The organism is Pedobacter sp. WC2423, assembly GCF_040822065.1.
Taxonomy (GTDB): domain Bacteria; phylum Bacteroidota; class Bacteroidia; order Sphingobacteriales; family Sphingobacteriaceae; genus Pedobacter.
This window is the reverse complement of the sequence record NZ_CP162005.1, coordinates 1,490,381-1,502,521: the sequence shown is the minus strand read 5'-3', so window position 1 is coordinate 1,502,521 and position 12,141 is coordinate 1,490,381. Positions and strand designations below refer to the sequence as shown.

Annotated in this window: 9 protein-coding genes; 4 read left to right on the top strand and 5 right to left on the bottom strand. The window is 38.6% G+C overall.

The genetic code is table 11. From position 1 onward, the window contains the following. Window positions 1-7 precede the first annotated feature (7 nt). The 4 genes from AB3G38_RS05825 (at window position 8) to AB3G38_RS05810 (ending at window position 6,027) form a co-directional block, all read left to right on the top strand. Complete coding sequence (locus AB3G38_RS05825; protein ID WP_367867557.1) at window positions 8-1,162, top strand: FAD-dependent oxidoreductase; 1,155 nt, start codon at window positions 8-10, stop codon at window positions 1,160-1,162. Between the two features lie 95 nt (window positions 1,163-1,257). Then, window positions 1,258-2,082, top strand: a complete 825-nt coding sequence (locus AB3G38_RS05820; RefSeq protein WP_367867556.1) for a hypothetical protein — start codon at window positions 1,258-1,260, stop codon at window positions 2,080-2,082. Window positions 2,083-2,131: 49 nt separating this feature from the next. Beyond that, window positions 2,132-3,760, top strand: a complete 1,629-nt coding sequence (locus AB3G38_RS05815; protein WP_367867555.1) for an ABC1 kinase family protein — start codon at window positions 2,132-2,134, stop codon at window positions 3,758-3,760. 197 nt (window positions 3,761-3,957) lie between these two features. Next, window positions 3,958-6,027, top strand: a complete 2,070-nt coding sequence (locus tag AB3G38_RS05810; protein ID WP_367867554.1) for an ATP-binding protein — start codon at window positions 3,958-3,960, stop codon at window positions 6,025-6,027. A gap of 15 nt (window positions 6,028-6,042) precedes the next feature. On the opposite strand, the gene AB3G38_RS05805 is transcribed toward AB3G38_RS05810, so the two are convergent. From AB3G38_RS05805 to AB3G38_RS05785, 5 genes are all read right to left on the bottom strand, one after another. Next, window positions 6,043-7,398, bottom strand: a complete 1,356-nt coding sequence (locus tag AB3G38_RS05805; RefSeq protein WP_367867553.1) for a DUF6138 family protein — start codon at window positions 7,396-7,398, stop codon at window positions 6,043-6,045. Between the two features lie 69 nt (window positions 7,399-7,467). Continuing rightward, window positions 7,468-8,223 (bottom strand): LytR/AlgR family response regulator transcription factor, encoded by a 756-nt coding sequence (locus AB3G38_RS05800; protein ID WP_367867552.1) that lies wholly within the window; start codon window positions 8,221-8,223, stop codon window positions 7,468-7,470. Beyond that, window positions 8,216-9,310: a sensor histidine kinase gene (locus tag AB3G38_RS05795; RefSeq protein ID WP_367867551.1), complete on the bottom strand. Its 1,095-nt coding sequence runs from the start codon at window positions 9,308-9,310 to the stop codon at window positions 8,216-8,218. Before AB3G38_RS05795 ends, AB3G38_RS05800 begins: the two co-directional genes overlap by 8 nt. 7 nt (window positions 9,311-9,317) lie before the next feature. Next, a complete protein-coding gene (locus AB3G38_RS05790) occupies window positions 9,318-9,965 on the bottom strand; it encodes a hypothetical protein (protein WP_367867550.1) in 648 nt (215 codons plus the stop codon). Between the two features lie 37 nt (window positions 9,966-10,002). Beyond that, window positions 10,003-12,111, bottom strand: a complete 2,109-nt coding sequence (locus tag AB3G38_RS05785; RefSeq protein WP_367867549.1) for a TonB-dependent receptor plug domain-containing protein — start codon at window positions 12,109-12,111, stop codon at window positions 10,003-10,005. Between the last annotated feature and the right edge of the window lie 30 nt (window positions 12,112-12,141).

Sequence of the window (12,141 nt, the reverse complement as noted above, 5' to 3'; positions counted from 1 at the left end):
ACAAACTATGAATACGATTGAAAACAAAAAAATTGCAATAGTAGGAGGAGGTCCGGGCGGGTTAACTTTAGCCAGGATCTTACAAAACAGAGGTGCAGCAGTAAAAGTATATGAAAGAGATGCAGATAGTGAGGTAAGGCCTAAAGGAGCAACGCTGGATCTGCATTATGAATCTGGTTTAAAGGCTATTAATGAGGCTGGATTGATGGATGAGTTTAAGGCTAATTATCGTCCGGGTGCGGATAAACTGCGGATAACAGATCATCATGGCAATATTGTTTTTGATGATCAGGAAAATAGAGAAGAGAGCGAAACAAAGGAAGCATTTCGTCCTGAAATTGATCGTGGGCCTTTACAACAAATTTTACTAAACTCTCTGCTTCCGGATACAGTAGAATGGGGTAGCCATTTTGTTTCACTTTCCCCGCAAAATGAAGGTTGGAAACTGGAATTTCAAAATGGTAATTATGCTTATGCTGATCTGGTGATTGCAGCGGATGGCGCAAACTCGAAGATCCGTCCTTACATCACACCTGTTAAAGCGGTATATTCCGGAGTTACGATAATTGAGGGAGCAGTGTATAATAGCGAAGCAGCATGTCCTGAAATGCATCAATTATTAAATGGCGGAAAGATATTTGCCATGGGAAATGAAAGGTCTCTGATTGTAAGTTCTAAAGGAGATGGGAGCCTGGTGTTTTATACGGGATTTAATACACGAGAGCTATGGAGCCGTGAATGTGGTATTGATTTTTCGGATAAATCTCAGGTAATTGATTGGTTTAAAAAGGAATATGAAGGATGGGATAAAGTATGGCTTGAATTGTTTGAAAATGCAAGTTCAGGCTTCGTACCCCGCCCGCAGTACTATATGCCGCTGGATCAAAACTGGGAAGCTTTACCCAATTTAACTATGCTGGGAGACGCAGCGCATTTGATGCCTCCTTATGCGGGTGAAGGGGTAAATATGGCTATGCTTGATGCTTTGGAATTAAGCGATTGTCTGACCAATAGTAATGCTGCTGATATGAGATCTGCGATTGCTGTTTATGAGGAAAACATGCGTTTGCGGGCTGCAGAGGTTACTGAAATTACATTGGTATCGACTGCTGCCTTACATGCTCAAGATGCTGTTTCTTATATGATTAATGTAATTAGTTAAGGTAAAATTGATTTTAATTGCTAAGAAAATTTGCTATATTAGAAATCTCTAAAATAGGGAGTCAATAGTTGTAATTTTCAAATAAGTTTGATAGCATGAATAAGTTTCCAGGACTAGGTATACTGAAAAGTAAACATAGCCCTCCAAAGGTTTTTGTATATTTTGCTATTGGTATCTTTCTTTTTCTGTCCTGTGTTGCATTGTTCATCTATGTGGAAGATATAGTTCCGGCTGAGGCGAAGCATAGTTTCAGCTTTTATAGGGTAGCAAATCAAATGAATTTTTCCGGAGAACTTGATCAGCTTTACTGGGTGATTATTTTAATCATGGCGCTTGCGATAGCTATATTATTAATCACTATAAATTTTAGTTTTGGAAAAACTTATTACCTGTATGAAAAGGGTATCGTAACGGAGAATAGCGGCCAGCTTAAAACCATACTTTTTGAGGATATAGATGATTTATGGCTATTTAGTTCAGGAAATAGTTTTAATCCCAATAATATTGCTTTTCGCAGCAGAAAGGATGGTCACTGGGAAATTATGACTGCCAGAAACAGGCATGTATTTAAGGCGATAGATTTGATTACAAGTCATCATCAGGCACAATATACTGCTAAAGTATTAAAAGATATAAAAATTGGTAATGGCATTGTTTTCAATTATATAAGTGATGCTATTCAGGACAAATCCTTTTTAAATTTACCTTCAAAAGAAATTACTGTCTATCAGCATCATGTGGTTATTGATGAGGTGCAATTGCGCATCGAAGATATCAGCCATTTTTCAACGGACAACAACTGGATCAGTTTGTACAACAGGGAAAATGATATTGCTTTTACTACCTCTTTAGTGGGTTTTTTTAGCAGTAAGAGTTTTATTGCCGTGCTGAACAGACTAATCAGAATGTCAAATAAGTAGTCTTTATTCTGGCGTTAAAATTGAGTAAGAAGGCAGGGAGCACAAACCTATGATGGAAAACCAGAAGAGAAAACTCAAAAGAACGGCCTCACTCGTTAAAATATTGGCGAAGTACGGATTTGAGGAGTTATTGAATAATACAGGCAGTGAAACCAGTCTGAATGATTCATCGCTGACTATTTATGAACGTATCAGAATGGCTTTGGAAGAGTTGGGGCCAACTTATGTCAAATTCGGACAGGCATTTAGTAGCAGAGAGGATTTGCTGCCTGAAGAAATGATTGTGGAGTTACAGAAGTTACAGGATAAAGTGGAGTCCAGGCCAATGGATGTGAGAGGTTTGCTCAAAACAGATCTGGGCATTGATCCTGAAGAGTACTTTACGCATATTGCTGAAGAACCTTTTGCTTCTGCTTCTATATCACAGGTTTATAAAGCGGAATTGAAAAATGGTCAGCCGGTAATTCTGAAAATTAAACGTCCGGGGATACGGGAAGTAGTCGCTTCAGATATGCTGATCATGAAAGATATTGCCGGATTCTTAGTAAGTTATAGTGAGGTATTTCGTAAGATTAACCTGGTAGAGGTGTTGGAGGCATTTGAGAAGTCTATTTTTCAGGAGCTTTCCTTTCTGAATGAACTGGCAAATATTGAACGCTTTTCCAGAAATTTTAAAGGAAATGAAGCCATTTACCTGGCAGGTGCTTATCCTGAATTATCTAATGATAATATCTTGTGCATGGAATTTATAGCAGGGGTTAAAATAACGGATAAAGAGGCGATTATGTCAATGGGTTTGAGTCCGGAAAAAATTACCCATAGTGGTCTGGACCTTTATTTGACACAGGTATTGGAGCATGGGTTTTTTCATGCAGATCCGCATCCCGGAAATTTACTGGTATTGCAAAGTGGTCAGATTGCTTTTATAGATTTTGGTTCTATGGGCAGTATGATGCCTGGAGAGAAAGTCATGCTGGAAGATTTTGTGTCTTATTTTATGGCCCAGGATGCCAGAAGATTAATTGCCACGATGAAAAAAATGGCAATACGCTTTAATGTAGCGGATGAAAGTAAACTGGAAAGAGATATTCATGAGTTTTTTAATTTGCTGGATGGGGTTTCGCTGGAGCAAATGGATATTAAAGAAGTGTTGAGTAAGTTTTCGGCCATTCTGAATAACAATGAGATACTGATGCCTGATCATCTTTACCTGCTGGTTCGCGGGATTGTATTAATTGAAGGTATTGGCAGGGCGCTTGTACCAGATTTAAATATTCTGGATAGTTTACGCCCTTATATTTTAAAAATTGCATTTCGCAGGCTAAGTCCTGAAGAGCTGAAAAAAAGTAGCTTAAAACTCTTAAGAACATTGACGGAAGCTTTGAAAACTATGCCTGATGATGTACAGTCAATCATCAGTAAGCTGAATAGTGGAGATTTAAAAATTGTACAGGAGGTGAAAGATTTACCTGCCATTAAAAAGACCATAGACCGCGGGATGTCCAATCTTGGTTTGAGTGTTTTGATGTCGGGGCTGTTGATCACATCTGCTATCCTGATTCTGGCAGATAAACCTCCCAAATTTAACGGGATGCCGATTTTGGCCATAGCTGGCCTGATCATCAGCCTTATCATGGGCTTGGTTATCCTGGTATCGGTAATTTTTAAAAAGAAATAGGGCAGCTGATTTTCCAGTTGCATTCCTGCAGGTTTATTCCTGATGGTAAAAGATTTCGAAGTCTTTTTCCGAATAGTTTTCAGGTAGTTTTCTGTGATTGATTAATGGTTATGAAATATAGTAATTCAGGAAATCAAAAGAAAAAATCTGATGGCCTGTAAAAACAATATCTTTCGTTTGTTAAAGTAAACTTATCTTTGGCAAGTTATTCAAACCTACGTTTTTTGATGATTCCTTCTCCTTCTAATGAAAAGCTTTTTCAGTCTGTATTTAATTATGCCACATTGCCAATGTTTGTGGTGAATACAGATTTTATCATAATTGCACATAATAAACAGCATAAAATAATAAGTAATACAGTTGATAAGGATATTACAGGTGTGAATGTAGGTGCAGCATTTGAGTCTTTAACACCGGCTGAAGCATTGACTTTACTGCTGGACCATCTGATGTTATCAAAGAATAGCAAAGAAGTTATTCAATTGCCTGCTTTTAGATTTGCAGGTCTTGCGGCTGTAAATGATATTACTGAAAATAGCTGGCGGATAGAAATCATACCGGTTTTAAATCATGCACAAGAGGTAGATTATTTATTAACCATATGGCATACTGATCATACGCATGCAGAGATTTTGCCAGGTACTCAAACTCAGCTTGGTGAGGAACTGGCAGCAACGGGTGAGCAAATTGAGGCTGGTAATGAACAACTTGAGGCTGCTGTTGAAGAAATGGAAGCTATTAATGATGAATTGACGCAGACACAGGAAAAACTAAATGAACTGAGTCAGGAATTGGAGGAAAAGGAGAATCTTGATTCGGATGATCATTCAGATAAAAAACAGGTAGTAGAGAGTCAGCGGGACCGGCTTAAGAGGTTTTTAATGCAGGCTCCTGCGGGGATTTGTGTGCTGGATGGCCCTGAATTTGTTTTTGAACTGATTAATCCATCTTTTCAGGAGCTATTTCCTAACCGTGATCTTCTTGGTAAAACTTTTGTAGCTGCTTTGCCTGAAATTAAAGGGCAGCCGATGTGGGAGATTTTACAGGAAGTCTACGCCACAGGAGAGACTTACCAGGGAAGTGAAATGCGTATTCCGCTTGCCAATGAAGAAACTGGAAATGCGGAAGAACGTTATTTTAATTTTATCTACCAGGCACGCTTTGATTCGACCGGTAAAATAGATGGCATATTGTTATTTGTTTATGAAGTTACGGACATGGTTTTAGTCCGGCTGGAAGTAGAAGAAAACGAACAGCGTTTCCGTTTACTCTTAAATGCAATCCCACAAATTGCCTGGACGAATACTGTTGAGGGAGAAATCAATTTCTACAATAAGCAGTGGTATAGTTATACCGGGATGGATGGCGAGGAAAATCAGCGGATGGCTTTAAGGCAAATGGTGCATCCTGATGATCTTCAAAATCACATGGAGAAGTTTAAAGCTATTCTGGCCAGCGAAGATAGTGGACATTATGAAACACGTTTGAAAGATGAGGACGGAGGGTACAAGTGGTATCTGATCCGGATGCAGCCTATTAAGGATGATGAAGGTGCTGTTTTACTCTGGATCGGAACGGCAACGGATATTAATGACCTTAAAATTTTGCAGCAGCAAAAGGATGATTTTATCAGCATAGCGAGTCATGAATTGAAAACTCCGGTGGCTTCTTTAAAGGCTTCTATGCAGTTACTGGATCGGATGAAACATAATTCTTCTGAAAAGATGCAGAGTCTGATCGGTTTGGCGGGTAAAAGTGTAGATAAGGTTAGTGGGTTAATAGATAATTTGTTAGATTCAAATCGGCTGGCTGAGGGTGGGCTTGCACTGAATAAAACACTATTTAATCTGGCTGAACTGATTAAAAATTGCGCTGTGCATGTATTCATAGCTGATCAGAGTCAGCTTATCATTACCGGCGACAAAGATTTGTCAGTTCATGCAGATCAGGAACGGATAGAACAGGTAATCATCAATATGTTAACGAATGCGGTTAAATATGCCCCGGGTTCAAAAGGGATTACTATCAATATCGAAAAGATAACTGATACGGTTAAGGTATCAGTTACGGATAAGGGGCCTGGGATCCCAGCTGAAAAGCTTCCTTATTTATTTGATCGTTATTATAGGGTTGAAGAGTCCAGACAGCCTGGTTTAGGCTTAGGGCTCTACATTTGTGCGGAGATTATTGCTAAACATGAGGGGAAAATTGGTGCAGATAGTGAAGTAGGAGTGGGTAGTACTTTCTGGTTTATTTTGCCTCTTTAAGCTGCTGGTTGTGAACTAGTGATCAAATTCTGAATGGGTTGTTAGCAGTTCCTGATATAATGGCTGAAGTGCTGCTGGTGATTTTTTGATTATAGCAGGATATTTTTCTTCCGGGCCCCAGATACTATACAATACATAATTCCAAATGTAACCGGGCATTGTTTTGAAATCCTCTTCGTTCCAATCAGTTTTACTTTCTTCACTGATAAAGCTTAGGAAATTCTTTTTGCAGGCTAACAAGAGTTCCAGGTTTTCCGGATTGTTGAATTGTTCAGCAAAAAGCTTAAAAGTTTTATGTTCCTGCATAGATAAGATACAACTGATAAAAACTGGAAAGGATTTTTTGGTAATTCCGAATTTCTCTACAAAAGCTGGTGTGAATTTTTCCTGTATAGTTTGATGTTCCTGATCAACAGTTTGCATGTATTTGATAACCAGGTCAAAATATTCCTCACTTTCCAATCCTAAAGCGAAAACTGCAAAAGTAGAAGGCATTGCGCAAGTTTCATCCCTCATATTAGTATACCAGGCCCATTTTTTCATGGCCAGCAAACTGTATGCTGCAATTAGAGGACGAAGACGCGGATATTGAATACCATTGGCAAAAAGATAATGTACGCCTGGCTTTGGCAATCCTTTGACAGGCAGTATGTTTTTGGTTTTACCAGAGAATTCAATACTATAGCTTTTCGGAAAACCACTTTTTAAAAGATTACAAAGATATTCAAGGATAGTATGGTAGTTTTTCTCATTTTCCTCTTTTATCTTTATTTTAATTGTTGTAAAAACATCATTTGCTATGCAGCTTACCTGCTGATCTTTATACTCTGTAATAGTTTTAGGCAGTTGTCCTGAACCATTTTTTTTAAGTTCTTCTACTTCATCCGATCCTAATTCCTTAACCATGTTAAAGTATTCATTTGCCGCTGAAATTTGAAAGCTTGCCCCATCTCTGATCAGACAAATGGCTACATAACATGTAAATGTTAAATATTCTGGATTTACCGTAGAAATGTCGGTATCCGGTTTTAGTTTATACTCAGTATTATATGCTGATCCACTATTGTAATAGTATACATCACGAATTTTTTCTTTAACCCAATCTCTTAAAATAAGTGTATGTCCAGGAATATCCAATTCGTGATGCGAACTGATCTTTTCGCAAAATTGAATTACATCTTTTGCTATAAAGGGTTGTTTTCTAAGGAAATACTCGACAATAGTATAGTTATGAAGCTGTTCTCCGCCAGGAATAACATATTGCTCTGGCTCGTCTTTAATTATTTTACACGTACCCTGTTGAATTGCATCAATAAATTTCTCAATTAACTCTTCGTTTCCTTCGATTTCTATGTTGTAATTTTCGCTCATCCTTGCCTTGTGATTTTGACAAATATATTAAAATAATTTAGCGGTGATTATTTCAGGAAAAAATAGTTCTTATATGTCAAAAATATCTTTTAAAACGGGACCAAAACTTCTGCTGGAATTGAGTTTAGTGCTTTCAGCATCATTCATGATAAAAAAGAAGGCACCATTAAAACCTCTTTTTATCTCTTTGATTAAATCAGAATTGATAATTGTGCTTCTGTTAATTCTGACAAATTGATCTGGCAGCTTTTCTGCGAGTGCAGTGATCGTAAAATCGGTCAGACTTCTTTTCCCGTCTGCAGTATTTAAAAAAACATACTTTTCTTCTGCATCTATGTACACCAGATCTTGTATCTTAATTAACAGAATTCTATCACCTATTTTAACAGTGAGCGTTTTGACTTCCTTTTTTATCTTCAGCTGTCGCATTAATAAATCCAGAGGAATAGCATAATCGGGCTCTTGTTGTTGTGTTTGCAGTCTCTTAACTGCTTTTGCCAGTCTTTCATCTTCGATAGGCTTTAACAAATAATCGACAGATTCTTCTTCAAAAGCTTTTACAGCATATTGATCGTAGGCAGTCGTGAAAATTACTTTTGGTGGTTTGGTCAGCGCGCTTAATAGCTCAAAGCCATTCAGAACTGGCATTTCTATGTCAAGAAATACCAGGTCCGGATTAAGCTTTTCTATTTGCTGCAAACCCTCGGCGCCATTTGCGGCTTCTCCGATAATATGAATGCAGTCATGGACAGCAAGCAGACGTTTAAGCCTTTTTCTTGCCAGTTCTTCATCGTCAATAATTATAGTGGTCCACTGCTTAGTCATGGGTAAAAGGGATAATAATTTTTATTTGTTTAACAGGTTGATTCAGGATTTGCACTTCGTAATCACTGCCATAAAGCAGGTGTAATTTTTCATAAGTACTCTGCAGACCGTAGCCGGTTTCGAGTGCTTCGGGAAAAGGAATACCATTATCAATCACAGCAATTACAATTTTATCCGTTTTTTCTATTTCAATACGTAACAAGGCGTGGTCAGCTACATTTTTCAGTCCATGTTTCAGTGCATTTTCTACCAGGGGCTGAATCAGAAACCTTGGGATCTTATCCTTTGATAATTCCTCATTAACTGCAATTACAAAGTCAATCCGGTCGCCGAATCTTACTCTTTCAATATCCAGGTAAGTACTCACGATCTCCATTTCTTCCTGAACAGTAACCAGGCTTTCCTGATTTTGATTAATACTATATCTGAACAGTTTGGAAAGCTGAATAGTCATACGTTCAGCTTTGTCCGGATCTTCATGTATTAAGCTGGCAATTGCGTTCAGTGAATTATATAAAAAATGAGGATTGATTTTAGATTGAAGTGTGGCCAGCTCTGCCTCGGTTTTCATTTGGTTCAGCTTTAGCAAATTCATGTTTTTCTCCCTTAGCTTCGCATTCATATTTCTTTTTTGCGAAGTGTAGAATTTAATAACCGTACATACAATGACAACCACAACGATACTGAACCTTGCATCTTCCAGGTGCAAGAAATGATATTTCTCCTGAAAGAGCCATGCTTTGATCAGATATATCATTTCTATAGCGATCAGCATCCCCAGGATACTGGACAGATAATAAACAACCAGGAACAACCATCCTTTTCCACTGCTCAGCTTCATGATTCTCTGAGAAACGAAGATAGTATTGACGATGCAAAACGCAATCACTGTACTAAATAAAACCTGGTAAATAAGGCCTGTTGTGCCAATCCACTGTCCTTTGAATGCACTCATCAGTAAGCAAAGTGCAATACCTACTCCCATTCCTACAGGGAGATTATAAAGGTTTAACCGCAGCCAGCTAATAGAGTTGAAATAGTTCAGACTTTTTTCCTGATATTGGTCCTGGTTGGAGTTATCTGACATTTTCATCTTATTTACATTGGGCTAATAATGCTTTTGCAGCTTCTGCTCCCCAGTTAGGGTTTATTGTATTTGATGGCTTAAATATAGTAAATTTTGCTACTGCTGATTCTAAAATTGATTTAGCTTTAGCTTTTCCACCACCAAAAGCCTCTGGTGTATAAAAGATGTCCTGACCTTTGATTAGGTCGATACGTGGATTTTCAGGATTAAGTACTGCTGCTTTTTCCAGTGACGCGGCAGACTCGCCCATCAGATACATTCTTGTTCTGGGATCAACAGACATTTTCATGAATTGAAGCGCACCTTTTAGTGCATAAATTTCACTGTTATTTGCAGATAACGCATCGGCTTTGTCAATTTCCAGCAGTGCTTTATCCCAGTATTGGTCTTTTAATTCTTTATCGGCTGTCATATATCCTGCATAAAGGTTACAGTAAGCTGCGTAATACGAAGGAAGCCATTCTTTAGTTGCTATCGTAGCAATGCGTTCAAAGTGGTTTTCGGCTTTGAGATAATCTTCAGCCCCTTTAGCAGTTGCAATCAGTTCCAGGCCGGTTTTTGTGGCTTGTAAGAATTTAGGATCAGAATTTTGTGCAAAGCTGCGGAAGCTGATCAGGACAAGGATTAAGGTAATTGATTTCATTAAAGTTTTCATGATGATTTGTTTTTATGTATGAATTTGATTTATTTGTTTATCTGACAAAGGTGTTATCACCTATAGTGATCAAAATACCTATTAAAAAGTCCCTTTTTGCGGCTGGTACAATGGCCTGTCTGTTTGATCCGTTTGCGCTGTACTTGTAGCCATAAACCTGGTTGAATCCCGGAACATTGTTGATATTCAGGTAAAGCACCGAAAACTGTTTTAAGACATGGGTTAAATAACTGACATTCAGACTTAAGCTGTTGAAGTTTTGAGTTTTATCAGCTAAGTAAACCGGGTTGTTAGGGTTAACATATGGTCTGCCGGATGCAAAGGTATAGGTGCCGCCAAACTGAGTATTTAAGGATTCAATAAAGTGTTTGTAAACTACAGATACAGTATGTTTTGCTGCAAAAGAAGGGGTAGCCATCATTGGAAAATCCCTGAAATCTCTTTTGGTATCCAGAAAGGAGTAGGATAGCCAGTAATCTGCGTTTTTGATACTTTTTTTATCTCTCCAGAACAGTTCAAAGCCTTTGGCATAACCGCTGCCCGAATTGTCCGGGTTACCATCCTTGATTTTAGTCAGCCGGTTATAGTCTTTGTAATATCCTTCGATCCTGAAGTTCCGGTTTGGTGTATTGATTTCATATTTAAGTATATAATGATCGGCATGTTCAAAATCTGTGGGTTTGATAATCAGATATTCATCTTCAGGGTTCTGATAAAAGCGGCCATAAGCAAAGGATACCTGTGCGTGTGCACTTGTTTTGAAACTCAAAGATGATCTTGGGGCCAGGTTGTATTTTTGCAGGTAGGAAGAATATTCACCTCTAAGGCCCAGGCGGACAACAATTTTCTGGGTTAAAAAGAGGTCTGTTTCTGCAAATCCTGAACTGATCTGATCATTATATGTTCTGGCGGGGCCATTTAAACTTTCCAGTCTGCCGGTATTGAATGTCTCTGCTCCGAATTTGAAATTGGAAAGTTGTCCGAAGGATTTGGTTACTATTGCTTTGCCTTCGAGCAGATGGTCCTGACGGCTGTAATCGTTAACAGTCAGCAGGCCTGCATCTTTGTCTTTATTGTAAGCGATGCCTGTTTCCAGTTTCCAGCTGTTGCCAAAATATTCTTTGTAAGTAGAGTTAAGATAAATGTTAAAGTTGTTGTTGCTGAAATATTTTGGCACGGCAGGTGTATCGATATTGGCGCTGTAAAGTGAAAGATTCGTGCGGCCATAAGAGGCATAGATTTTAAACATACCTGTTGGAGAAGTTTTTAATTTATACTGAAAATTACCTCCCATACTTTCCGGGGCTTTAACATAATCTTGTTGTTGTTTAATGAGGCTGTAAATAGGGGATAGGTTGTAATAATAGCCACCTATAGTAATTGCGCTATTCTTGAACCTGATATTCTGGTCAACTCCGCCGCCAACTGATAGTATGGAGATACCTGTGGTTGTTTTCTCTGGCAGGTCAGTGCTTTCTAAAACCAGTGCTGAGGATAATGCCTGACCATATTGGGCAGAGTATCCGCCAGCAGAAAAAGAGGTGCCTTTGAATAGGAATGCTGATAAACGGCCTCTGGATGCCTGATCCGGAACGGTTGCGTTAAACGGGCTTTTGACCAGCATTCCATCGAAGTAAGTTTTCGTTTCGGATGCTGAACCACCTCTGACAAATAATCCGCTTTCAGAAAAAGAGGTTTGTGCACCGGGTAAGGTTTGCAGCGCAGCAAATATGTCTGCTCGTGAACCAGCTATGGTAGCGATGTCGAGTGAGCTTAATATAGCGCCCTTTTTTCCATCGCCGGCGATGAAAGAACCAGCACTGATACTCACTGTTTGTAATTGGTTCAGTGCTTCTTTAATGCCCAGGTTAAGCGTTAAGTTTCCATGGTCAAGGTTAACCTGAACAGAATCTTTCTCAAAGTTTAAAGCTGAATATATAAGTGTTGCAGCGCCGGTTGTGGTAGTCGTGAAAGCGAATCTTCCTGTACTGTCGGTAGAGGCGCCGTCATAACTGTTTTTTAAACTGATATTGGCATTGGCCACGGCTATTCCTTTCGTAGTTTTAAGGACACCGGATATTTTAGTCTGTGCTTTGGCCAGGGTAAAAGAAAAAATGAAAAGGAGCGATAATTTAAAAGTTTGCATAGCGTTCTGTATTAATTATAGAACGAATAT

Bases quoted from the DNA above. Each gene is read 5' to 3' on its own strand.
- AB3G38_RS05825 (WP_367867557.1), top strand. From the start codon at position 8: ATGAATACGATTGAAAACAAAAAAATTGCAATAGTAGGAGGAGGTCCG.
- AB3G38_RS05820 (WP_367867556.1), top strand. From the start codon at position 1,258: ATGAATAAGTTTCCAGGACTAGGTATACTGAAAAGTAAACATAGCCCT.
- AB3G38_RS05815 (WP_367867555.1), top strand. From the start codon at position 2,132: ATGATGGAAAACCAGAAGAGAAAACTCAAAAGAACGGCCTCACTCGTT.
- AB3G38_RS05805 (WP_367867553.1), bottom strand. From the start codon at position 7,398: ATGAGCGAAAATTACAACATAGAAATCGAAGGAAACGAAGAGTTAATT.
- AB3G38_RS05800 (WP_367867552.1), bottom strand. From the start codon at position 8,223: ATGACTAAGCAGTGGACCACTATAATTATTGACGATGAAGAACTGGCA.
- AB3G38_RS05795 (WP_367867551.1), bottom strand. From the start codon at position 9,310: ATGTCAGATAACTCCAACCAGGACCAATATCAGGAAAAAAGTCTGAAC.
- AB3G38_RS05790 (WP_367867550.1), bottom strand. From the start codon at position 9,965: ATGAAAACTTTAATGAAATCAATTACCTTAATCCTTGTCCTGATCAGC.
- AB3G38_RS05785 (WP_367867549.1), bottom strand. From the start codon at position 12,111: ATGCAAACTTTTAAATTATCGCTCCTTTTCATTTTTTCTTTTACCCTG.